Here is a 22942-nt window from a genome sequence, read left to right as displayed (position 1 = left end):
GGAGTTGGCGCGTGCGGGCCGTACCGATCAGGCCGCCGCCACGGCCTTTCCGCCCCCGGGCAGGGGCGTGCGACGGACGACGAGGGACATCAGGGCGGCGACCGCGCACAGCGCCCCGGCGGCGTACCAGACGACGTCGTACGAGCCGAAGGCGTCCCGGGCCACTCCGCCGAGGAAGGCGACCACGGCCGCCCCGATCTGGTGCGAGGCCAGCACCCAGCCGAAGACGATCGCGCTGTCGTCGCCGTACTGCTCCCGGCAGAGGGCGATCGTCGGCGGGACGGTGGCGACCCAGTCCAGGCCGTAGAAGACGATGAAGAAGACCATCGGCGGGTGCACCGAGGGCGCCATCAGCATGGGCAGGAAGAGCAGCGAGATCCCGCGCAGCGCGTAGTAGACGGCGAGCAGCCGGCGGGAGTCGAAGCGGTCGGTGAGCCAGCCGGAGAAGACCGTGCCGACGATGTCGAAGACCCCGATGACGGCGAGCAGCGAGGCGGCGGCGGTGACCGGCATGTGGTGGTCGTGGGCGGAGGGCACGAAGTGGGTGCGGATCAGGCCGTTGGTCGAGGCGCCGCAGATCGCGAACGCCCCGGCCAGCAGCCAGAACGGCCCGGTGCGGGCCGCGTCGAACAGGACCCGCAGCGCCCTGGCCGCGGCGCCCCGCGTGGGGGCGGGCCGCTCCGTGTACGTACCGCCGTAGGGGGCGAGGCCCACGTCGGCGGGGTGGTCGCGCAGCAGGAACCAGACGAGCGGGACGACGACGAGCGCGGCGAGCGCGACGGTCACCGAGGCGGGGCGCCAGCCGTGCTCCTTGACGATCCAGGCGCAGAGCGGCAGGAAGACCAGCTGGCCGGAGGCGCCGGCGGCGGTGAGGATGCCGGTGACCAGGCCGCGCCGGGCGACGAACCAGCGGTCGGTGACGATCGCGGAGAAGGACATCGCCATGGAGCCCGTACCGAGGCCGACCAGCAGGCCCCAGTAGACGAGCAGTTGCCAGGAGGCCGTCATCCAGACGGAGCCCAGCGCCCCGGCCGCCACCACGGTCAGCGCGGCGGCCACCACCCGCCGGATACCGAACCGGCCCATCAGCGCGGCGGCGAAGGGGGCGGTGACCCCGTACAGCGCGAGGTCGACGGAGACGGCGAGGCCGATCTCGCCGCGCGACCAGCCGAACTCCGTGTGCAGCGGGTCGATGAGGAGGCCCGGCAGCGAGGCGAAGGCCGCGCCGCCGATGATCGTCACGAAGGTGACGGCGGCGACGATCCACGCGCGGTGGATCCGGAGACCGGCCGGAAGGCGGGACGGGCGGGACGGGCGGGAGGTCGTCTCGCGGCGCGCGGCCGGGGCGGGTGTCCGGTCCTCGTTCTCGTCCCGGGCGGCGCTTTCGGTTGTCTGGGTCACGTATCGGAGCATCCGGCGCGGGAGGGGGTACGGGCGAGTGGCCTGAGGGCCACCTGTCGAAGGGATCGGGCCACGGGCCGTGTCCCCTCCGCCATCGGCGACGACGAGGTCGCGGGCGACGCTCCCATGTCGGACGTGTTCTCCCCGGACAGCAAGAGCGTCTGCGCGGACGAACGCCAGTGGCCGGAGCTGGTCGGTGTCCTCGGCCTCCCGGTGCCCTTCGCGGTGACCGGCGCCGCGCTCCGGGTCTTGGGCAACAGCCGCAGGCGCACCGCCGGACACGTGCTGAGGCTGCTGGAGCTTCAGGAGTCCGAGGCGGGTTCCCGGCCCGGGCTCTGAACGAACCGGCCCGCCGCCCGCCGCACCGCTCGGCGGTGCACGGCCCACGAGAGGGCCGCGCCCACCCCGTACCAGAGCAGGTCCGGGGCGTTGAAGGTCGAGCCGAGCACCAGCCGGAAGATCCCGGAGCGGTCCGACAACGCTGCCGGTACGCCGGTCAGCTGGGCGAACTCCACGGCGCAGCTGAACACCAGCGCCACCCCGGCGGCGATCGGTGCGCGCACCCGCGGGACGGTCAGCACGACGAGCGCGTGGATCAGCACGGTGTAGAGCGCGTCGCCCGCGTACTTCCCGAACTCGCCGTCCGAGACGGCGCGGACGGCGAGGGCGGCGGCGACGGTCAGAACGGCGGCGGCCGCCGCGGCCCCTCGGGTGCGGATGGCCGCTCCCCTGCGGCGTACCGTCCCGCTCATCGCGCGCGCTCCAGCCGGCTGATGGGGCGCGCGCCGAGCAGGGCGACCACCACGAGCAGGTTGACCACCGCGCCCGCGAGGAGCAGCCGGGACGTGCCGACCGCCTCGGCGACCGGTCCGGCCAGGGCGCGGCCCGCCGCGACCATCAGGAGCGAACCCGCCACGTCGTAGGCGTGCAGGCGGTTCAGGGCTTCGGGCGGTACGTGCGTCTGGACCGTCGTGGACCACATCACCAGCCAGAAAGCGGAGGCCGCGCCCGTCAGCAACTGGCCCGCGCCGAGCACCGCGACCGGCAGGTCCAGGCCCAGCACGACCAGGTTCGCGGCGACCGCCGGGAGCGCCAGCGCCCCTGCCGCCAGCGGGCGCCGGGGGCGCAGCCGGAGGGCGAGCAGCCCGCCGACGACGCTGCCCGCGCCGCTGACCGCCATCATCGCGCCGTACGTCCCCGAGCCGTGGCCCTCGGTGATCCGGACGGCGGTGAGCGGGAGGCTCGGGCCGAGCACGGCGAAGCCGTACACCGTCCAGATCACGATCACCCCCCAGAGCCAGGACCGGGCGCGGAACTCCCGCCAGCCGTCGACCAGTTCGGCGAGGAATCCGCCGCGCGGGGCGTCGTCGTGCGGGGCGGGGGCGAGGCGCAGCAGGAAGAGGCAGACGCCGGAGACGGCAAAGGTGGCCGCGTTCGCCACGTACACCGCTCCGGCGCTCGCGAGTCCGACCAGGACACCCGCGAAGGCGGGACCCGCCATCGCCATCAGGGCCTCGGAGACCCGGAGCACCGCGTTGGCCCGCTGCACGTCGGTGGAGATCCGGGGCACGGTCGAGGCGACGCCCGGCTGGAAGAGCGCGGCGCCGACGCCCGCGACCGCGCTGAGCGCGCAGACCGCCCAGAGCGGCGGGCTGCCGGTGGCGAAGAGGACCGCGAGCACCGAGGCCCCGGCCAGCCGGAGCGCGTCGGCGGCGACCATCATGCGGCGCGGGGTGAACCGGTCGGCGAGCACCCCGCCGAAGAGGACGAAGACGGCCAGCGGGGCCATCCACGCGGCGAGCGCGTACCCCACGGAGGAGGTGGGGCGGCCCGCGCCGAGCAGTCCGGCGGTGAGCGCCACGGGGATCATGCCGTCCCCGAAGAGGGCGACGGTGCGGGCGACGAAGAAGTACCGGAAGTTGCGGTTCCAGAGCGGGGCTGCCGAGCCGGTCCCGTCCCCGAATCCCGCCAACGGTACGGTCGGGTCCGGCTGGTGGGCCGGAGGGCGCGGGGTGCGTACCGTCGCCCGGGAACCGAGGGCGGGAATGCGCGTGCTGTCCTGTTGCTTGTCCATCACACCGCAGAGGTGTACCAGGTGAAGGTCTATACCACTAGGGATTAACCGAGGAGGCCGTCGTGCCGCACCGTGTGGTCGTGCTCGCCCTGGACGGACTGCTCCCCTTCGAACTGGGCATCCCGCAGCGGATCTTCGGGACCGCCCGGAGTCTCGGTCCCGACGACCCGGGCGAGCGGCTGTACGAGGTGGTGACCTGTTCCGTGCGCCCGCCCGGCCCGGTCCAGACGGACGCCGACTTCGCCGTGATGGTCCAGAACGGCCCGGAGGCCCTCGCCACCGCCGACACGGTGGTGGTCCCCGCCTCCTACGAGCTGGGCCCGGTCCACACCGAGGGCCGGCTGACCGGCGAACTCGCCGCCGCGCTGGCCCGCATCAGACCCGGCACCCGGCTGGTCGCGATCTGCACCGGCGGGTACGTCCTCGCCGCCGCCGGGTACCTGGACGGCCGCCCCGCCACCACCCACTGGGCGTCCGCCGACCACTTCCAGCGGCTCTTCCCGCAGATCCGGGTCGATCCGGACGTGCTCTTCGTGGACGACGGGGACGTGCTCACCTCTGCGGGGGTGGCCGCCGGGATCGACCTCTGCCTCCATCTGGTGCGCCGCGACCACGGGACCGCCGTCGCCAACGACGTGGCCCGGCGCACCGTCGTCCCCCCACACCGGGACGGCGGGCAGCGCCAGTTCATCCAACGCCCGGTGCCCGAAACCCGGTTCGCCGGCACCACCGCCGCCCGGGCGTGGGCGCTCGGCCGGCTGGACCGGCCGATCCAGCTGCGGGACATGGCGGAGCGGGAGTCGATGAGCGTACGGACCTTCACCCGGCGCTTCCGCGAGGAGGTCGGCATCAGCCCCGGGCAGTGGATCACCCAGCAGCGGGTGGAGCACGCCCGCAGGCTCCTGGAGTCCTCGGGCCTCAGCGTCGACCAGGTCGCCCGGCAGTCCGGCTTCGGCACCGCGACCTCGCTCCGCCAGCACTTCCAGGCCGCGCTGGGCGTCCCCCCGACCGTCTACCGCAGAACCTTCCGCGCGACCGCCGACACCCGGGGGTGACCCCGGACCGGGTCCGGACACCCGGGGGTGACCGGACCCGGTCCAGGACTCCCGTCCGGGTCCGGGACAACCCTCAAGGCGCCCGCGCGGTCGTCAGGTCAGATCGGGGTAGAGGTCGGTGAAGGCGAGCAGCGGATCGTAGGAGTCGAGCGGGGCCGGGGCCTCCGTACACTCCTGGGCCGCCGCGCGGCCGTTCCGGTCGACCTCGCACCAGATCTGCTTCCCGGTGCCCTCGGGCATCCAGCCCCACCGGTCGGCGAGCCCGTCGACCAGCTCCAGGCCGCGCCCGTTGGTGTCGTCGCCCTCGGCGTGCCGCTGCTTCGGCGGCCGGGCGCTCGCGTCCGCCACCTCCACGCGCACGGTGCCCCCCGCACCCGGCGCACCGGTCGGGCCGAAGAGCATCCGCAGTACGGCCGGACAGCCCGTGTGCACGACCGCGTTGGTGACCAGTTCCGAGATCAGGAGGATGAGCGTCTCGGCGAGCGGCTCGTCATCCCTTATCCCCGACCCTTCCAGGCGCGACCGCGCCCATCTGCGGGCACGTCCCACCTCTGCGGGATCCGCCCCGACCTCCAGCTGAACCTGAAGCACCTGCACCGCTCACACCATCCGAACCGGCGGACACATCGCCTCGCGCCTCCTCAGGATCACGGAACGTGATTCCTGTGCGCGACAGCATGGTTGACGTACAGTCACCGCAACAAGCGCTTCGGGCATATTCACGCGCGAATGAGTACGCGTGGTGCATACTGTGCGACGCACGCGGCGGGAGGCCGCCGAGACGGTCCTCCGCACCCGCGGCATCGCCGTCCGGCCCGGCCCGGCGCAGCTCCCCGAGGTGCCGGCAACGCCCCGCACCCGGTCTTCGACCGCCGCGCGGGCTGCCTCCGGAGTGTCCGGTTCCACTGGCTCTCGCATCCCACGGAGCGTACCCGAGCACGCCGACGACTCCTGCCGGTGACGAATCGATCACCAGACGTGCCCGATTCGGCTCGGACGGCGGCGCGCGTACGTCACCGCACGTCACCGCATGCGGCGACCGGGCTCACCCCTGGCGGAACGGTTCGCTCCGCCGCCGACGGACGGCCGGGCCGGACATCTGCGCGAAGAGGGAGACAGGACGCCTGAGCGAATGCACGCCCACCCGCACGCCCGGCGCACTACGGAGCGTGCGGCCGGAGTGCAGGGGGGCGCATACGGAGAGGCCCGTACGGGGCCCCGGGCTGCGGGGCTCAGGCCTGTCCTCGGCACGCCCGGCCCGCTCCCCGAGTCTCAGGCGTCCGGCTCGACCACGGTGACGTACGCGGCGAGGGCCGCCACGGCGTCGTCCTCGGCGATGCGCCCGTCCTGGTCGGTGTCCAGGCTGCGGGCGGCGATGCGCGCGATGTCCACGTCCGCACCGAGCACCCGCAGCGCGCGCTCCACCGCGTCGACCGGGGCCGTACCGGCGGAGGTGCGGGAGACGGAGGAGTCGACGGGGCCCTCCGCGCCGTCGGCGGCGGCGACGTCGATGGCCGCGCGCAGGAAGGGGCGGGCGATCTCCGCGAACCGCTCGGGGCTGTCCCGCAGCCGCTTCACCGCCCCGCCGACGAACTCCTCGCGGCTGACCCGCTGGTCCCCGTCCACATCGGCGATCCCGGCCATGCCCTGCCAGAAGGCCTCCGCCCCGCTGTAGAGGGCCTGCCCCCGGTCGCAGCGGGCCGTCGTGGAGAACTCGGCGAGCAGCCGGGCCGCGGCGGCGTTGAAGTCGGTCCGGTCGATGTAGCCGCTGCCGTCCTGGTCGAAGGCGGCGAAGCGGTGCGCGATCTTGCGCTCGTATTCTGCGCTGTCCATGGCGGGAGCGTACGACGCCCGACGTCGTCACGTGTCACCGTGGCGCGACGTCCGTGTGACGACGCGGTGTGACAACCTCACCGCACCGGAGGTCTCTTGGCTCTCAGGCGGGCAGCGGCTGAGCCGACTCGTCGACCGCGGCGGCCGCGTCGGGGTAGACCTCGAAGAGGCGGCGCACGCCGAGCGCGGCGAGTACCCGGTTGACGTGGGAGCCGTCCTCGGCGCCCCGGGCAGGCAGGATCAGCCGGAGCCGGCCGCCGCAGGACTTCATCAGGCGGCGGGAGGCGATCAGCACGCCGACGCCGCTGGAGTCGCAGAAGAGGACCTCCGTCAGGTCGAGGACGACCTGGTGCCGGCCGGCCGCGACGGCGCCGTGCACGGACTGACGGACGACGGGTGATGTCACCAGGTCGAGTTCGCCGTCTATCCGGAGCACGGTCCAATCGCCCTGCTTGGCCTCGTCCACCTTCAGCGTCACGCGACTGGACCTCTCGTTCCGGGGGCTCCCGACGAGACCGGTGCCGTACCGGTGTCGATGCGGAGGATTCCGTTCCTCCTCGCGGCTGCCCATTCGCCCCTCCATGAAACACCGAGCCACTCTTCCGTGTGCACGCGGGTTTGCGGGACACCCGACCGGCAAGACGTCACCCCGTCACCCCCCTCCGCCCACTCTCCCGTCACCCGGGCCCCCTTACCATTCAGCGGCCCTCCAGCGAAGGAGTTGGCGCAAAGGTTCGTGTTCGGACCGGGTCGCGGACTACATTCAAGGTGCACGAGGGGCACGGGGGCACGTTTCAGGACCGACCGCAGGGCGCAGGACCGACCGCAGGGCGCAGGGCTGGGGGCTTCATGGCGTACGGCGCACCTCCCCGCTGGGACCGCAGGATGCAGCAACGGCTGGCCCGCGGTGAGGCGGCGGCCCTCGGCGAGCTCTACGACCGGTTCGCCGCCCTCGTCCACAGCCAGGCCCACCGGATGCTCGACGACGATGCCGCCGCCGACATCGTGACCCGCGAGGTCTTCACCCACGTCTGGGAGAACCCGGACGCCTACGATCCCAAGCTGGGCTCCATGCGGTCCTGGGTGGCCCGGCTGGCCCTCCGGCGTTCGGTGGCACGGCTGCGCTCGGAGGAGCGCGAGGCGTACGAGGACGAGGACCGGCCCGGACCGGGTGCCGGGAACGCCCCGGGCCACACACCACCGGACACCTCCGCCCTGGACGAACGTCTGCGCAAGGCGACGGCCGCGGCCCGCGCCGACTACATCGCCGCCACCATGCCCGAACCGCTGCGGGCCGCGCTGGAGCTCGCGTACATCCAGCGCCGCGACTACCGGCAGGCCGCCGCCGACCTCGGGGTGACCGAGATCGAGGCACGCCGGCGGCTGCGGCTCGGACTCCAGTTGCTGTCGAGCGCCAACCTCCTACCGGTGGACGGTTTCTCGCCGCCCGGCTACGGACGTGCGCTGTGAGCGGCCACGACGACGGGAACGACGGACGCGGCGGCACCGGGGACGAGGTGCGGCGCGCCCGGCGCATACCGGGGCCGCGCAGCGCCCCGGACGACCTGGCCCTCGGCTCCGTACCCCGCCCGGTGCTCCCTTCGGACCTGGCGGACCTCGCGGAGCTGACGGACGTGACGGACGTGACGGACCTCCCGGAGGCGGAGGACGCCGCGGACACCACGGCTGCTGCGGACACCGCGGCTACCGCGGACGCCGAGGAAGGACCGGCGGCGGAGACGGAAGCGGTGCCGCGGCCCCGCCGGCGGCCGGAGCCTCCTCCCTTCGTGCTGCCGACCGTGCCCGTGCCGGTGATCCCGATGCCGGAGGCCTCGCACTCCGTGCTGCGGTCCCTCCTCGGCGCGTGGGCGCTGGCCGCCTGCTCGGCCGAGGAGAGCGCGACCGTGGAGGAGCACCTCGCCATGTGCCAGCCCTGCCGCGAGGAGGGGACGCGCCTGCGGGACGCGGTGGGGCTGCTGCACACCGACCGTTCGCTGGACCTCGATCCGAAGCTCCGCTCCCGGGTCATCGAGGGCTGCCTCGAACGGCGTCCGGCCGGGATCCCGCTGCCGGAGTGGGCGGCGCCGTACGACGCGGAGACCGCCCGGCTCGACGCGCTGCTCCGGGACATCGGCGACGCCGAGTGGCACGCGCCGGTGCGGCTGCGGTGGTTCGAGGACGAGAAGCCCGCCACCCGGAAGACGACGGTGGCCGGGGTGATCTCCCATCTGCTGGCCGTCGACGGCATCGTGGCCGACGCGCTCGGCCTGCACGGCCCGTCGGGCCCGCGGGACCTGCCCCGTACACCGACCGCGCGCACGGAGGCGGTCTGGGCGGAGTCGGACCGTCCGGTGACCCGGGCCATCCGCACCCCGTGGCGCGACCTGAACCACACGCTGCTGCGGACGGTCTCGTTCGCCGAGCACGCGGTGGCGGACGACTCCGTCTCGTACGGGAGTTTCTCGCTGTCGGTCCGGGACTCGCTCCTGGAGCGGGCCTTCGAGTGCTGGGTGCACGGCTGGGACATCGCGCGGGCGGTCCACTATCCGTACGACCCGCCGGCCGCCGGGCATCTGAACCGGATGGTCGACCTCGCGGCCCGGCTGCTGCCCGGCGCGCTCGCGGTACGGCGCCGGGCGGGGCTGGCCGCACCGGCGAAGGAGCTGGTCACGGCGGGTTCGCCGGGGCGTTCGCTCCACCTCGAAGTGGAGGGCCGGGGCGGCGGGGACTGGTACATCCCGCTGGACTCGCCCGCCGCCGTCGGTTCGGCCGACCGCGCGGTGGCCCAGATCGCCCTCGACGGCGTGGAGTTCTGCGAGCTCGTCGCGGGCCATGTGCAGCCGGTGGAAGCGGCGGCGGGTCAGACCGGCGACCGCCAGGCCATCACGGACGTGCTGTTCGCGGCGGCCTCGCTCAGCCGGCTGTGACGCGGGCGGCACCGGCTACGCGGGCGGGCCGCCCGCGTCCCGGTGCGACCGGGCGTCAGGCGTCAGGCGTCAGGCGAAGATCACCGTGCGGCGGCCGTTGAGCAGGATGCGCCGCTCCGCGTGCCACTTCACCGCGCGCGCCAGCGCCTGGCACTCCACGTCCCGGCCGATCGCGACCAGTTGGTCCGGGGTGACGCCGTGGCCGACCCGCTCGACCTCCTGCTCGATGATCGGGCCCTCGTCGAGGTCGGCCGTCACGTAGTGCGCGGTGGCGCCGATGAGCTTCACGCCGCGGGCGTGCGCCTGGTGGTAGGGGCGGGCGCCCTTGAAGCTCGGCAGGAAGGAGTGGTGGATGTTGATGATCCGGCCGCTGAGTTCCTTGCAGAGGTCGTCGGAGAGGACCTGCATGTAGCGGGCGAGGACGACGAGTTCGACGTTCTCCGCGCGGACCAGTTCCAGCAGTTCGGCCTCGGCCTCGGCCTTGGTGTCCCGGGTGACGGGGATGTGCCGGAAGGGGACGCCGTACGAGCCGACCAGCTCGGCGAAGTCCTCGTGGTTGGAGACGACGGCCGCGATCTCCACCGGCAGCGCGCCGATCCGGGACCGGAACAGCAGGTCGTTCAGGCAGTGCCCGAACTTGCTGACCATCAGCACCACCCGCATCCGCTCCGACGCGAGGTGGATCTGCCACTCCATGTGGAAGGAGTCGCCGATCGCGGCGAAGCTGGCCCGCAGCTTCTCCAGCGACACCGGGGAGGACGCCGAGAAGTGGACCCGCATGAAGAACAGGCCCGTGTCGTGGTCGCCGAACTGCTGGCTGTCCTCGATGTTGCACCCGGTCATGAAGAGATAGCTCGACACGGCGTGCACGATGCCCTGTTTGTCGGGGCAGGACAGGATGAGGACGTACTGCTCGGACTCGGCGTCCGGGGCGTCCGGGGCGGGGGAAGCGGGCTGCGGCGCGGTCATCCCCGTAGCCTGCCACACCCTCCCGGTCTCAGGCCGATCTGGTCATGATGCGGAGGACGTCCAGCGAACGCGGCGGGACGTCCGGGTCGTCGCCGTCGTTGGTGGCGAGCAGCACATGGGCCTCGCGGGTGGTCTGGACGGCCTCCGGCCAGCCCGCGTGCTCCAGGTAGGCGGAGACGGGGGCGTCCGCGCCGACCTGGTGCATGATGCGCAGCACCCGCAGCACGGCGGCGTCCACGGCGGCGGCCTCGGCCGGGTCGCGGAAGATCGTCCCTATGTACTTCTCGGCGGACCAGTTGTCGAGCCAGGTGTCCTCGACCAGGCGGTACACGGCGTCGGTGACGTCGCCGTACCCTTCCCGGCCGGCCAGCCAGCACTCCTGGTGGAAGACGGGGTCCGAGAGCATGTGCAGCGCCGAGCGCACGTTGCTGCGCCAGCGCCACCACGGCATGTCATTGAGCGGCATGCCGTCCATGGTGGTGGAGCGGCGGCCTCGACGGGAAGAGTTCTCCGAACCTGGGTGCACGGTTGTCGATCGTACGTTCCCTCTCGTCGGGTTTGTACGGGCCCCCGGAGTTCACCGCACCGCCACGCGCCGTTGCCCTTCGCACACAGCTCCGTTACCCGGGGCCCGGCAGGCTCCGTTCCCATGACCGGACGGCGACGCGCCCCTCTTCTCGGTTCCCTGGGCTCCTTCGGCCCCTTCGGCTCCCCCGGGTCCCCCGGCACGCGCCGGCTCCTCGTCGGGGCCACGGCGGCCGGAGCCCTGCTGCTGTCCGGCTGCGGAGCGCTTCCCGGAGCGGCCGCGGACTCCGGGAGCACCGTCACGGTGATGACCTGGGCGCCGGGTGCCTCCGACGACGCGGACTCGGTGACGATGGCCGGGGTGACGGCGATCGCCTCCACCTACGCGAAGTGGATCAACGCGCGGGGCGGCCTGGGCGGTCACGAGCTGAAGGTGCTGACCTGCGACGAGGGGGACTCCCTCGCGGGCGCCGAGAAGTGCGCGCGGGAGGCGGTCGACCGGGACGTGACGGCGGTGGTGGGCTCGTACAGCCGGCACGGCCAGACCTTCATGGCGCCGCTGGAGGCCGCCGGCATCCCGTACATCGGCGGGTACGGCGCCTCCGACGAGGAGTTCCAGAGCTTCGTGTCGTACCCGGTCAACGGCGGTCAGGCGGCGCTCCTGGCGGGCAACGGCAGGCAGCTGGCGGGCTCCTGCGCCACGGTGTCCCTGGTCCGCCCCGACTCCATCGTCGGGGACAGCATGGCGGCGCTGCTCGACGCCGGGCTGGCCCTGGGCCACCGGCACGCCGCCGTCGACGTGGCCGCCCCCGAGTCGGCGACCTCGTACGACTCCGAGGCGGCGAAGGCGCTCCACGCGGCGGACGACGGCTGTGTCACCGCCGTCCTCGGCGACCGCACCGGCACCTTCTTCGACTCCTTCCGCCGGCTCCCCGGAAACGACGGCGGCGTCAAGATCTCCTCGGTGCTGGGCAGCGTCAGCCAGCCGCTCATCGACAGCACCGGCGGCCGCAGCAGCCCCTTCGAGGGGGCGTACGTCACCGGGTGGTACCCGGTCTCCTCGGACGCCCGGTGGAACGAGATGCGCGAGGCGATCCGGAAGTACGCCTTCGAGGACGACACCATCGACCCGGCGGACTCGGCCGTGCAGACCACGTGGGTCGCGTACACCGTGCTGACGGCCGCCGTCGAAGCGCTGGGCGACGGCGGCACGGGCGCGTCGGCGGTCACCTCGGTGCTCAACCACGGGCTGAAGGTCGACACCGGCGGCCTCACCCCCGAACTGCGCTGGCGCTACCAGGACATGCTCGGCTCGGCCGCCTACCCCCGGATCGTCAACGGCACGGTCACCTTCCAGGTGGTCCGCGGGGGGCGGCTGGTGTCGCAGAAGAAGGGGTTCACGGACGTCACGGAGACCCTGTCCGACGCCAAGGCCGGACGGGGCTGAGAAGCCCCGGAGCCCCGGGCCCCGCACACGATGTGCGGGGCCCGGGGCTCCGGGGTGCTCGGGGCTCTTCGGGGCTCGTCCGGTTCAGAGCTCCGTGTAGGCGCGGGTGGTGAGGCCGTACTTCCCGGCGATGGCGTTCCACAGGCGGGACGCCTGCTTCTTCGCGGTGGTCGCCTCGCCGCTCTTCTCGCCGGCCTTGCTCGTCTCGTTGGTGCTTGCGGCCTTGCCGCCCTTGCAGGCCTTCTTGCCCTTCGCCTGGTGCGCCCAGTTCGCGTAGTGCTCGTCGGCCGAGGCAGAGGCCTCCCAGGCGCGGGTCAGGGAGGAGGCGAGCGCGGCGTTGTCCGGCAGCTGGTCGATCGCCACGCTCTTCAGCCGGGTCACCAGATCCCGGCGCTGCTGGGCGGCACCCTTGAGGTCGGAGGCCGCCTGGTCCAGGTCCTTGCAGCTCTTGATGTTCTCGACGGCGCCGATCACCGTCGTCCGGCTGTTGTTGCTGTCGGCGAGCAGCTTGTCCAGCTCCACCGCCTGCGGCTTCGCCGGGTCTTCGGCGGCGGGCGCCGAGGAGTCGGCGGCCGGTGAACTCGCCGAGGCCACCGGCTGCTTGTCGTCCTTCGACTCTCCGCCGCCGCTCAGCAGCGCACCGGCGCCGAGGCCGACGACCGCGCAGCCGATCACCACGGCCGCGATGAGCGGGATGTGCGCGGACCTGCGGCGCGGCGCGGGCTCGGGCTCGTACGCCTGCTGGGGGCTCTCGTACCCCTGGGGGCCCTGGGGTCCCTGGTAGCCGGGCGCGTACCCCTGCTGCTGGGCCTGGGGCGGGAGTTGGCCGCCGGGGTAGCCCTGGGGCGGTCCGGCGGGCTGCCCCTGGGGGTGGCCGCCGTAACTCTGGTGCGGGGGCTGCTGGTGCGCGGGGTCGACCCGGGGCATCTGCGTGGTGGCGCCGGCCGGCCCGTCGTTGCGGAAGAGGTTGTCGAACTCCGCGGGGGGCCGCCGGTCCTCCGGTGCCCCCGGGCGTATGTCGTACGGGGCGGCCGGGGTCGGCGGGATGTACTGGGTCGCGTCGCTGTCCTGCCCGCCCGGGACCGGTGCGATGAACTGCGTGGCGTCGGAGTCCCCGCCCGGCGCACCACCCGGTACGGCCTCCGGCGGCAGCGGCTGCGCGAACGGCTGCGGCTGCGCCGGGGGCATCGCCCCGCCCTGCTGCGGCGGCTGATACGGGTTCGGCTGCCCGCCCTGGTATCCGCCGGGCGCCGGGAGGTACTGCGTCTGCTGCGCCTGCGGGTCGTACGGGGCCTGCTGGTACGGGTCGGGGGCGCCGTACCCGCCCTGCTGCGGGTAACCGCCCTGCTGCGCATAGGGGGACGGCTGCTGCTGCCCCTGCGCCGAGGTGCCCGGATGCTGCTGCTGTGGCGCCTGGGACCCCCACGCCTGCCCGTCCCACGGGGAGCCGCCCGCGGGGGCGGACTCCTGCGGGCGGCCGTTCGCCGCCGCGGGGTTCCAGGGGGCACCACCGTCCGCGGGCAGCACGACACCTTCGTGGGCGGGCCGTACAGCAGGGAGCTGCTGATCGTCACCCTGTCCGCTCTGCGTCACCGGGACTCCTACGTGTCAACCTATGGAATCGTCGGCTCACGCTATCGGGTGGTTGCCCGGCTTCGCCAAGCGCGTCCGCGGCCCGCACCGTCCCTTCACGACCCGTACGGCTGCGCGACGCCCCCCGGGACATGGGGCGGCGAGCGGCGAACGGGCCTCCGCACACCGGAGGAACCCGCAGCTCAAGGGCGTGCCAACGCCGGGGCCCGCGCCCGGCCGGCACGCGCGGGACGGCACCCCGCGCACCCGGGCCGGGCGCCCGCACCGAGACATCCGCCACGTCGTCCGGGCACCGGAGCACGCGCACGTACCGGAGTGCGGTCGGCGCACACCTTCCCGTACGGCGCGTGCGGTGGCACGCGGTCCGAGCCGCCGGCCGCCCGCGCACGCCCGCGCGTCCGGCCCGCCACCCGTCAGGCGGCCTGCAGGTCCAGGCGCGCGCTGAACTCGCGGACCGACGACTCCTCCCCGTACGGCAGCAGCCGCTGCTGGAGGTCGTCGAGGTACTCCGCGCCCCGGCTGGAACGCACCGTCTCCAGCAGCTCCACCGCCCGCAGCCCGGTGTAGCAGGCCTGTTCGACCTCGCGCTGCTGGACCTGGGCGGAGGCGAGCAGCACCAGGGCGATGCCGCGGCGGCGGGCCCTGGTCTCCGGGAGCGCGGCGAGCGCCTCCTTCGCCCGCCGTGCGGCGGCGGTGCCCTGGCCCAGATCGCGGTGGCAGTGGGCGAGTTCGTCGGCGAGGTACCCCTCGTCGAAGTGCGTGATCCAGGACGGGTCGTCGCCGGAGGACGCGTCCGCCCGCTCCAGCGCCTCCACCGCCCGGCCGGCCACCTCCTCGCAGGTGCCCGCGTCGCCCAGGGCCGCGTGCCCGCGCGCCTCGGCGGCGAGGAACATCGCCTCGGCCCGCGGTGTCACCTGGCCGCGCGCACCCTCCTGCGCCGCGCGGGCGAGCTGCGCGATCTCCCGCGGGTTGCCGAGCTGGGCGGCGAGGTGGCTCATCGACGCGGCCAGCACATAACCGCCGTACGCCCGGTCCCCCGCCGCCTGTGCGAGGCGCAGCGCCTGGATGTAGTAGCGCTGGGCCAGTCCCGGTTGGCCGGTGTCGATCGCCATGTAGCCGCCGAGTTCGGTGAGCCGGGCCACCGCACCGAACAACTCCCGTCCCACCGACTCCCGGTACGCCCCCGAGAGCAGCCCGGAGACCACGCTGTTGAGGTAGTGGACCAGCACGGGCCGGACGTGCCCGCTGCCGAACCGGTGGTCGAGGTCGACCAGTGCGGCGGTCATCGCACGGACCGCTTCCACGTCCGAACGCCCCACCCGGGCACCCGCGTTGCGCGCGACCTGGGAGTCGGGCCCGGTGATCAGCCAGTCCCGGCTGGGCTCCACCAGGGCGGAGGAGGCGACGGTGGAGCCGGAGAGCAGGTCGCGGCGGCCGACATCACTGCGCCACAGCTCGCAGACCTGCTCGATGGCCCCGAGCACCGTCGGGGCGAACTGGAGGCCGACGCCGGAGGCCAGGTTCTTGCCGTTGGCCATGCCGATCTCGTCGATGGTGACCGTGCGGCCGAGCTTGCGGCCGATCGCCTCGGCGATGATGCCGGGCGCCCGACCCCGGGGCTGCTGCCCGCGCAGCCAACGGGCCACGGAGGTCTTGTCGTACCGGAGATCGAGTCCCCGTTCCGCGCCGACCATGTTGACCCTGCGGGCCAGGCCGGCGTTGGAACACGCCGCCTCCTGGATGAGGGTCTGGAGCCGTTCGTTCGGCTGTCGGGCTACGAGTGGTCTGGCTGCCATGTACTCCCCCTGGAGAACGCGGTGACGGGTGAACAGGTGGTGGCATCGGAACAAGTGGTGGCGTCGGAACAGGTGGTGGCATCACTGCCCGTCGCCGGCTCAAGCAATGCGCCCATTCCTCTGTATTCGGTACGACCGGCATGAGAGCTGCTGTTTTCGGCCACTTCACGCAAAAGACCCGTGCGCCCTGTCCCACGGCCCCGGAACAGCCCGAGGACCGGGCCGACGCACGGCCCTGGCGTTCCCTACCCACCCGTCGGCGCCCGGCCCCGCACGCGCCCCCGCCCGTGCATCCGTGCGCCCCGTATGCGGTGCCGATGCACCGGCACCGGTGGTTACGGGGCGGCGCACCGTAACCCCCGGTGGCACGGGGAGTTGTGCTGGACGTGGAAAAGCCGATCACAGTCACGGGCAGCGCCCCGCTCCCCCCGCAGCGCCGCGAGCAACTGCTCGACGCCGCCGTCCGGTACACGGAGGAACGCCACTGGGACGTGTTCCCGGGCAGCTGGCTGGAGGCGGTGGACGGACAGGAACGGTGCTGCTGCGGCGACGCCCACTGCGCCCTCCCCGGCGCGCACGCCCTGCGCCCCGACTGGGCGGGCCAGGCGACCGGCAGCGGGGCGGCGGCCCGCCGGATGTGGTCCAAGCACCCGGGCTCCTCCATCCTGCTGCCGGCCGGCCGCAGCTTCGACGTGATCGACGTGCCGGAGACGGCGGGCTTCCTGGCGCTCGCGCGGATGGAGCGGATGGAGCTCACCCTGGGCCCGGCCACCTGCACCCCCGACCGTCGCATGCTCTTCTTCGTCTCCCCCGGCGCCGCCGCCAAGGTCCCCGACCTCGTCATGCACCTCGGCTGGAACGCCGCGTCGATCGACCTCGTCGCGCGGGGCGAGGGACACTACGTCGCCGCCCCGCCGACCCGCGTCGGCGGCCGGGGCGCGGTCCAGTGGGCCCGCCGCCCCACCGCCGCCAACCGCTGGCTGCCCGAAGCGGAGGAGCTGGTCAGCCCGTTGGCGTACGCCTGTGCCCGCGAAGCGGCGGACGCGCGGACACGCCTTTCGTAGGCTGACCCCCACGAGCGGGGAGAGCGAAGGGTCGTGTCATGCCTGACCGGAGCGGGACGGATACCACCACGGACGCGGCGCAGGCGCCGCCCGCCGTGCGGGTGCGGGGGCTGTGGAAGCGGTTCGGGGGGCAGGTGGCCGTCTCCGGGATCGATCTGGATCTGCCGGCGGGCCGGTTCGTCGGCCTGGTCGGGCCGAACGGCGCGGGCAAGACGACCACGCTCTCCATGGTGACGGGGCTGCTGAGGCCCGACATGGGGAAGGTCGAGATCGGCGGCCACGACGTGTGGACCGATCCGGTCGCGGTGAAGGCACGGATCGGGGTGCTGCCCGAGGGGCTGCGGCTCTTCGAGCGGCTCTCCGGACAGGAACTCCTCGCCTACACCGGCCGGTTGCGCGGGATATCCGGCGCCGAGACCGACAAGCGGGCCTCCCAGCTGCTGGACGTCCTCGACCTGGGCGGCGCGCGGCACAAGCTCGTCGTCGACTACTCGACCGGGATGCGGAAGAAGATCGGGCTGGCCGCCGCTCTGCTGCACAATCCCGAAGTGCTCTTCCTGGACGAGCCGTTCGAGGGCGTCGACCCCGTCTCCGCGCAGGTCATCCGGGGAGTTCTGGAGCGCTACACCCGGTCCGGGGCCACCGTCGTGTTCTCCAGCCATGTGATGGAGCTGGTCGAGTCGCTCTGCGACTGGGTCGCGGTGATGGCGGCGGGCCGGATCGCGGCGCAGGGCCCGCTCGCCGAGGTGCGGGGCGCGGCGCCCTCGCTCCAGCAGGCGTTCCTGGACCTGGTGGGCGCGCGTGCGGTGGACGGTGGGGCCGGCCTCGACTGGCTGGGCGGCGGGCGATGAGCGTCCTCGACGGCCGGCCCGCACCGGCCGCCCCGCACGCCCCGGAGCCCGTGACGGAAGGGCTCGTCCCCCTCTTCGTACGCCTCAAGCTGACGCTGCTCCGCAACGGGCTGCGGCAGTCGAGCGGGCGGCTGGCGGCGTTCGTGGTGACCCTGGTCCTGGTGGTCCTGGTCGGGGCGGGGCAGTTGCTGGGGCTGGTGCTGCTGCGCGGCGAGGGGCGGGGCGCGGCCACCGTGGCGGTGCTGGCCACCGGGGTGCTCGCCCTGGGGTGGGCGGTGCTTCCGCTCTTCTTCCCCAGCGGGGACGAGACGCTGGACACGACCCGGCTGACGGTGCTGCCGCTCCGGCCGCGTCCGCTGGTACGGGCTCTGCTGGCGGCCTCGCTGGTCGGTATCGGGCCGCTGTTCGCGCTCTGTCTGCTGGTGGGCTCGGTGCTCGCGGTGGCGCACGGGGTGGGCGCGGTGGTCGTCGGGGTGGTCGCCGTACCGCTGGCGCTGCTGATCTGCGTGGCGCTGGCCCGGGCCGTCACCACGGCCAACATCCGGCTGCTGACCTCGCGCAGGGGCCGCGATCTCGCGGTGCTGAGCGGGCTGGTGATCGCGGTGGGCATGCAGCTCGTCAACCTCGGCGCCCAGCACCTCGGCGAGGCGGGCGGGCTCTCCGCCCTGGAGCCGGCCGCCGACGTGGTGCGGTGGCTGCCCGCCGCCTCGGCGATCGGCGCGGTGGACTCCGTGTCTGGCGGGGCGTACGGCGAGGCGGTGGCCCAACTCCTCATCTCGGTCGTGGCGTTGGGCGTACTGCTCCGGTGGTGGCGGAACGGTCTGGTGACGCTGCTGACGGCCCCGGACGGATCGACGGTCGACGCCTCCGGGCCGTCGCGCGGGAAGGACCGCGAGGGCCGGGGCCCGGGACTCGGCCGGCTGCTGCCCGAGGGCCGGACCCGCACGGTGATGGGCCGGAGCCTGCGGTACGTACTGCGGGACCCGAAGACGAAGGGGGCCTGGATCACCTCGCTCGCGGTCGGGCTGATCGTGCCCGTCTTCAACGCCCTGCAGGGCGCCGGCTCGGTCTACTTCGCCTGCTTCGCGCCGGTGCTCCTCGGGATGCAGATGTTCAACCAGTTCGGCCAGGACAACTCCGCGTTCTGGATGGTGGCGCAGACCATCGCCTCGCCCCGTGACGCGTACGTGGAGCTGCGGGCGCGCGCCACGGCGCTGGCGGCCGTCGCCGTGCCGTACACGGTGCTGGTCGGCGTGGTGCTCGCCGTGATGCTCGACGGCTGGGGGTCGCTGCCCGGGGTCGTCGGGATGCTGTTCGCCCTGCTCGGAGCGATGCTCGGGCTGGGCGCGACGGCGTCGGCCTTCTTCCCGTACTCGATCCCGCAGGGGAGCGGCTTCAAGAACGTGGTGCCGGGCCAGGGCGGGCTGGCCTTCCTGTCGTCCATGGTCGGCCTGCTGGGCTCGGCTGCGGCCGCCGCGCCGGTGATCGTCCTGACGGTGGTGCTGACCCTGACGGACCACGGCTCGCTCTGGCTCGTGGTGCCGGTGGGCGCGGGGTACGGGCTGCTCGCCGCATGGGCGGGGCTGCGGCTCGCGGCGGCGCGCACGGCGGCCCGGCTGCCGGAGATCCTCGCGGCGGTCAGCAGGGGGTGAGCCGCGTGCGGGGCCGGGCGGTCGGCAGGGGGTGAGCCGCACGCGGGGCTGGGCGGTCGGCAGGGGTGAGCCGCGTGCGGGGCCGCGGGGCCCCGCACGCGGCCGTCAGGACACCGCCCGTTCCGGGGTCGCGTCGAGTGCGGCCAGGAAGGGTTCGACCGCGGCGCGCCAGGCGTCCGGCCGGTCGTAGTGGGCGAGGTGGCCGGCGTCGGGCACCTCGGCGTACTGGCCGAGCGGCAGCACCCGGACCATCTCCTGGGCCTCGGCACGGCCCAGTTGGCCGTCTATCCCGCGCAGCACCAGGGTCGGGCAGCTGACCTGTGCCAGCTCCTCCCAGTGCGCGTCCAGGACCCAGGTCGCCCGGGACGCCAGCATCTGGCGGCGGGAGAAGACGGGCCGCCAGCCGTCGTCGGCCTCGGCCATCACCTCGGCGAAGAACTCGCCGCGTGCGGGGTTGGGGCGCTCCACCCACGGATCGTCCTCGCCGAACCACTTGCGGACGGCGGCGAGGGTCGCGAAGGGGAGCGGCCAGGAGTCGAACCAGTCGCTCCACTCGCGCTGGGTGGCGGCGCCCGGTGCGGAGGCCCGCATGTCGCAGACGACCAGGGCGCGGACGAGGTCGGGGCGTTTGGCGGCGAACTGCCAGGCGGAGAGGGCGCCCATGGCGTGCCCGACGAGGGTCACCGGGCCGAGGCCGAGCTGTTCGACCGCGCTCTCGACGTCGTCCACGTACGCGTCCCGGGTGTACGGGCCGTCCGCGGGCTTCTCGCTGCGGCCGTGGCCGCGCTGGTCGAGCCCGACCACGCGGTACCGCTCCGAGAGCCACTCGGCCTGCGCCGCCCAGTGGGTGGCCCGGCCCATCAGTCCGTGCAGCAGTAAGACCCCCGGCGCACTCGCTTCCTCCGCGCGCCCCTTGGGCGGATCGGTGAACTCCCAGGCCGCGAGCCGGACGCCGTCCGAGCCCGTCACATCGATGCGCCGCACCATATGTCCTGGCATCCCCTTCTGGTTCTCGATCACGGGTGGCCTCACCGTCACACTATCGAACCTTTATTCGAAAACGACGCGTCCGGCGGTCAACACCGCTCGTTCGGGTGACTACGTTCCATGATTGGCCGCCGCCGACCTGGGGAGATGTTCAGCGGGGAGCGGGCCGCTCGGGGATGACGGTCCGCGGGAACGACCCTGGGAGCTCGGGGCTCCGGGTCGACACCGGGGAGGACGGGCCCTGGCGCCTCCGGGCGCCGGGGTCTCCGGCCTCCCGGCCACCGCCTCCGCCGTGCTCGCGACCGCGGCGGGGGCGCGTGCGCCGTCGCACGCCCCCAGGGCGGCGCGGGTGCACTCCACGACCCGGCGCCGACGGCCGGGGAGCCGTGGACAGCCGGAGCACCGTGAACGGCCGGAGCACCGTGCGACGCGTCCCGTCGTGCGAACCGGGCCGCCCCGAGCGGTGCCCCGTGGAGGCGTACGTGGGCGCACGGGGGGCGCGTACCGCTGCACATGCTGGTACGACGGGCGCATTCCCTGCTCCTCCCCTGCCGCACGGCCCACCCGACCGGCGACCTCAGGTCATATGCCTGGCTTCAGCCTGGCACGCGAGGCGCCCGGCCGCTGCAATTCCGTACGGAAAAGAGAAAGCGGGCGTCACGGTTCGATGACCGTGACGCCCGCTTCTCCGGTCCCGTGCGGTGGGACGCGGGGCGTGGTGGATGTTCCGTACCTGATCGGAGCAGGTGCGGTGCCGTACGCCGCCCCCGGGCGGCCGCCGGCGCCTTCCCGGTACCCGGGGCGCGCGGCCCCCGCTCGTGCTCCCCCGTACCCGCCCGTGCTCCGGGTCGTGCTCCGGGCCGTGCTCCGGGCCGTGCGCACCCCTGCTCCGGCGGATGCTCCCGCGCCTGTTCCCGCGCCTGTTCGAGGGGGTCGCTCGGCGCTCGGCGACGAGGTGGTCGCTCAGCGCTCGGCGACGAGAGGGTCGCTCAGCGCTTGGCGACGAAGACGTGCGAGGCGACCTCGCTGTCCAGCTCCGCCGCCTCACCGCCCGAGCCGACCAGCACGCCGCCCGCCGCCGCCGTCACGCTGACGACGGCACCCGGCTGGACCCCGGCGCGCCGGAGCGTGTACATCAGCTGGGCGTCGGTCTGGATGGGCTCGCCGATCCGGCGCACCACGACGGTCTTGCCGTCGCTGCCCGGGTCCAGCTCGGCGAGGCTGACCATGCCCTGCTCCAGGAACGGATCGGCCTCGGCGTGCTCACCCAGCTCCTCCAGGCCCGGGATCGGGTTGCCGTACGGGGACTCCGTGGGGTGGCGCAGCAGCTCCAGCACCCGCCGCTCCACGGCCTCGCTCATCACGTGCTCCCAGCGGCAGGCCTCGGCGTGGACCTGCTCCCACTCCAGACCGATCACGTCGACGAGCAGGCACTCGGCGAGGCGGTGCTTGCGCATGACGCGGGTGGCCAGGCGCCGGCCCTCCTCGGTCAGCTCCAGGTGGCGGTCCCCGGCGACCTGGACCAGTCCGTCGCGCTCCATCCGGGCCACCGTCTGGCTGACCGTCGGACCGGACTGGTCCAGCCGCTCAGCGATACGGGCGCGCATCGGGACCACGCCTTCCTCTTCCAGTTCGAGGATGGTGCGGAGATACATCTCCGTGGTGTCGATCAGTCCGGACATTCGTGCCCCTCATAACTGTGACAGTGAAACGTCATACTGCCGTGTTGCTGCCGTCCTGTGGCCCTCGTCCAATTCTGACGCATCGCGCTGTCAACCGTGCCGTGCCCGTCGGCAGGGCAGGCCGCACACGGCCGGGGACACTCTTGACAGTGCGGTGGTCCGGACCGCAACGTGATCGGCACCTGAGGGCTGACCTTCGCGGGACACGCCCTGGACCCCACGCCGAAAGGGCTCCCCGATGAGCGAGAGCAAGCTGGCCGGCCAGTTCTTCGACGCGGCCATCGGGCTGCTGGCCCGGGTCCGCGACGAGGAGTCCGCCTCCGTCGCGGCGGCCGGGGCGGCGGTCGCCGACACCATCGCCGCGGGCGGCCGGCTCTTCGCCTTCGGCGCCGGGCACTCCTCGCTCGCCGCCCAGGACGTGGTGTACCGGGCGGGCGGCCCCGCCCTGATGAACCTCCTCGCGGTGCCGGGCACGGTCGGGGTCGACGTGATGCCCGCGACCCTCGGCTCGGCGCTGGAGCGGGTGGAGGGGCTCGCCACCACCGTGCTCGCGGCCAGCCCGGCCAGGGCGGGCGACCTGCTGGTGATCATCTCGCTCTCCGGCCGCAACACCCTGCCCGTCGAGATGGCCCGGGAGGCTCGGGCCCGCGGCCTCACCGTGATCGGGGTGACCTCGGTGGCGTACGCGGCCGCCACCTCGTCCCGGGCCGCCACGGGCGGTTTCCTGCTCGACCACTGCGACATCGTGCTGGACAGCAAGATCGCGGTGGGTGACGCGGAGCTGACCACCGACGGGGTCGGCGCCCCGTTCGCCCCCGCGTCCACCGTCGTGACCAGCGCGCTGATGCAGGCGACGATGGCCGCCGCGGCCGAGGAACTGGCCGCACGCGGCATCGAGCCGCCGCTGCTGCGCTCGGGCAACGTGGACGGCGGCCACGAGTGGAACCGGCGCGTGTTCGACGAGAACCGCGACCGGATCTTCTACCAGCACTAAAGCGTGTTGCAGAAGCCTGTGGGCGGGCAGGCGGAGCCGGGTTCCGCGCCTTTGTGGATCATGGTGTGAGGGCGTGGTTGTGCATGGTGGCG

General features: G+C 73.7%; 21 protein-coding genes. 9 read left to right on the top strand and 12 right to left on the bottom strand.

Going from position 1 to position 22942, the window contains the following annotated elements; translation table 11 throughout:
• Positions 1–27: 27 nt before the first annotated feature.
• On the bottom strand, positions 28–1401 hold the full coding sequence (locus tag ACWCWD_RS36360) for an MFS transporter (RefSeq protein WP_450779820.1): 1374 nt from the start codon (positions 1399–1401) through the stop codon (positions 28–30).
• Positions 1402–1527: 126 nt separating this feature from the next.
• Between ACWCWD_RS36360 and ACWCWD_RS36355 the strand changes: the two genes are divergently transcribed.
• Positions 1528–1740: a hypothetical protein gene (locus ACWCWD_RS36355; protein WP_450779818.1), complete on the top strand. Its 213-nt coding sequence runs from the start codon at positions 1528–1530 to the stop codon at positions 1738–1740.
• Here the strand turns inward: ACWCWD_RS36355 and ACWCWD_RS36350 are convergent.
• Positions 1704–2153 carry a ribosomal maturation YjgA family protein gene (locus ACWCWD_RS36350; RefSeq protein ID WP_450779816.1) on the bottom strand — a complete coding sequence of 150 codons (450 nt, stop codon included), beginning with the start codon at positions 2151–2153 and terminating at the stop codon, positions 1704–1706. The genes ACWCWD_RS36355 and ACWCWD_RS36350 overlap by 37 nt on opposite strands.
• Complete coding sequence (locus tag ACWCWD_RS36345; protein ID WP_450779814.1) at positions 2150–3475, bottom strand: MFS transporter; 1326 nt, start codon at positions 3473–3475, stop codon at positions 2150–2152. Before ACWCWD_RS36345 ends, ACWCWD_RS36350 begins: the two co-directional genes overlap by 4 nt.
• Positions 3476–3537: 62 nt before the next feature.
• Here ACWCWD_RS36345 and ACWCWD_RS36340 point away from each other — a divergent pair, with 62 nt between their 5' ends.
• The gene (locus ACWCWD_RS36340; protein ID WP_450779812.1) at positions 3538–4530 is read left to right on the top strand and encodes a GlxA family transcriptional regulator; all 993 of its coding nucleotides are present in this window, start codon (positions 3538–3540) and stop codon (positions 4528–4530) included.
• A gap of 93 nt (positions 4531–4623) precedes the next feature.
• Here ACWCWD_RS36340 and ACWCWD_RS36335 read toward each other — a convergent pair whose 3' ends face one another.
• The 3 genes from ACWCWD_RS36335 to ACWCWD_RS36325 form a co-directional block, all read right to left on the bottom strand.
• Entirely contained in the window at positions 4624–5127 is a 504-nt protein-coding gene (locus ACWCWD_RS36335) for an ATP-binding protein (RefSeq protein ID WP_450779810.1), read from the bottom strand.
• A 675-nt stretch (positions 5128–5802) separates the two neighbouring features.
• Positions 5803–6363 (bottom strand): EF-hand domain-containing protein, encoded by a 561-nt coding sequence (locus ACWCWD_RS36330; protein WP_450779808.1) that lies wholly within the window; start codon positions 6361–6363, stop codon positions 5803–5805.
• A 103-nt stretch (positions 6364–6466) separates the two neighbouring features.
• Complete coding sequence (locus tag ACWCWD_RS36325; protein WP_450779806.1) at positions 6467–6841, bottom strand: STAS domain-containing protein; 375 nt, start codon at positions 6839–6841, stop codon at positions 6467–6469.
• Positions 6842–7212: 371 nt separating this feature from the next.
• Between ACWCWD_RS36325 and ACWCWD_RS36320 the strand changes: the two genes are divergently transcribed.
• Both ACWCWD_RS36320 and ACWCWD_RS36315 read left to right on the top strand, forming a co-directional pair.
• Complete coding sequence (locus ACWCWD_RS36320) at positions 7213–7833, top strand: RNA polymerase sigma factor (protein WP_450779804.1); 621 nt, start codon at positions 7213–7215, stop codon at positions 7831–7833.
• A complete protein-coding gene (locus ACWCWD_RS36315; protein ID WP_450779802.1) occupies positions 7830–9290 on the top strand; it encodes a maleylpyruvate isomerase N-terminal domain-containing protein in 1461 nt (486 codons plus the stop codon). Before ACWCWD_RS36320 ends, ACWCWD_RS36315 begins: the two co-directional genes overlap by 4 nt.
• 69 nt (positions 9291–9359) lie before the next feature.
• Here the strand turns inward: ACWCWD_RS36315 and purU are convergent, their stop codons facing one another.
• Together purU and ACWCWD_RS36305 are read right to left on the bottom strand one after the other, a co-directional pair.
• A complete protein-coding gene (gene purU, locus ACWCWD_RS36310; protein WP_450779800.1) occupies positions 9360–10259 on the bottom strand; it encodes a formyltetrahydrofolate deformylase in 900 nt (299 codons plus the stop codon).
• Positions 10260–10287: 28 nt separating this feature from the next.
• Entirely contained in the window at positions 10288–10734 is a 447-nt protein-coding gene (locus tag ACWCWD_RS36305) for an SCO4402 family protein (RefSeq protein WP_390960077.1), read from the bottom strand.
• A 174-nt stretch (positions 10735–10908) separates the two neighbouring features.
• Here ACWCWD_RS36305 and ACWCWD_RS36300 point away from each other — a divergent pair, with 174 nt between their 5' ends.
• Positions 10909–12231 carry an ABC transporter substrate-binding protein gene (locus ACWCWD_RS36300; protein ID WP_450779798.1) on the top strand — a complete coding sequence of 441 codons (1323 nt, stop codon included), beginning with the start codon at positions 10909–10911 and terminating at the stop codon, positions 12229–12231.
• 84 nt (positions 12232–12315) lie between these two features.
• Here the strand turns inward: ACWCWD_RS36300 and ACWCWD_RS36295 are convergent, their stop codons facing one another.
• Positions 12316–13824, bottom strand: coding sequence for a hypothetical protein (locus ACWCWD_RS36295; RefSeq protein ID WP_450779796.1), 1509 nt, complete (start codon positions 13822–13824; stop codon positions 12316–12318).
• 413 nt (positions 13825–14237) lie between these two features.
• Positions 14238–15620 carry a transcriptional regulator gene (locus ACWCWD_RS36290; RefSeq protein WP_450779794.1) on the bottom strand — a complete coding sequence of 461 codons (1383 nt, stop codon included), beginning with the start codon at positions 15618–15620 and terminating at the stop codon, positions 14238–14240.
• Between the two features lie 377 nt (positions 15621–15997).
• Here ACWCWD_RS36290 and ACWCWD_RS36285 point away from each other — a divergent pair, with 377 nt between their 5' ends.
• The 3 genes from ACWCWD_RS36285 to ACWCWD_RS36275 are packed head-to-tail and all read left to right on the top strand — an operon-like array spanning position 15998 to position 19187.
• A complete protein-coding gene (locus ACWCWD_RS36285) occupies positions 15998–16684 on the top strand; it encodes a bifunctional DNA primase/polymerase (RefSeq protein WP_450779835.1) in 687 nt (228 codons plus the stop codon).
• A 38-nt stretch (positions 16685–16722) separates the two neighbouring features.
• Positions 16723–17535: an ABC transporter ATP-binding protein gene (locus tag ACWCWD_RS36280; protein ID WP_450779792.1), complete on the top strand. Its 813-nt coding sequence runs from the start codon at positions 16723–16725 to the stop codon at positions 17533–17535.
• Positions 17532–19187 (top strand): transporter, encoded by a 1656-nt coding sequence (locus tag ACWCWD_RS36275; protein WP_450779790.1) that lies wholly within the window; start codon positions 17532–17534, stop codon positions 19185–19187. Before ACWCWD_RS36280 ends, ACWCWD_RS36275 begins: the two co-directional genes overlap by 4 nt.
• 105 nt (positions 19188–19292) lie before the next feature.
• On the opposite strand, the gene ACWCWD_RS36270 is transcribed toward ACWCWD_RS36275, so the two are convergent.
• Positions 19293–20174 carry an alpha/beta fold hydrolase gene (locus ACWCWD_RS36270; protein WP_450779833.1) on the bottom strand — a complete coding sequence of 294 codons (882 nt, stop codon included), beginning with the start codon at positions 20172–20174 and terminating at the stop codon, positions 19293–19295.
• A gap of 989 nt (positions 20175–21163) precedes the next feature.
• Positions 21164–21856 (bottom strand): metal-dependent transcriptional regulator, encoded by a 693-nt coding sequence (locus tag ACWCWD_RS36265; protein ID WP_328721153.1) that lies wholly within the window; start codon positions 21854–21856, stop codon positions 21164–21166.
• Positions 21857–22094: 238 nt separating this feature from the next.
• Here ACWCWD_RS36265 and ACWCWD_RS36260 point away from each other — a divergent pair, with 238 nt between their 5' ends.
• Complete coding sequence (locus tag ACWCWD_RS36260; protein ID WP_450779789.1) at positions 22095–22850, top strand: sugar isomerase domain-containing protein; 756 nt, start codon at positions 22095–22097, stop codon at positions 22848–22850.
• Positions 22851–22942: the final 92 nt, after the last annotated feature.

The organism is Streptomyces sp. NPDC001493 (assembly GCF_053597235.1).
This window is presented reverse-complemented; position numbering and strand designations above follow the sequence as displayed.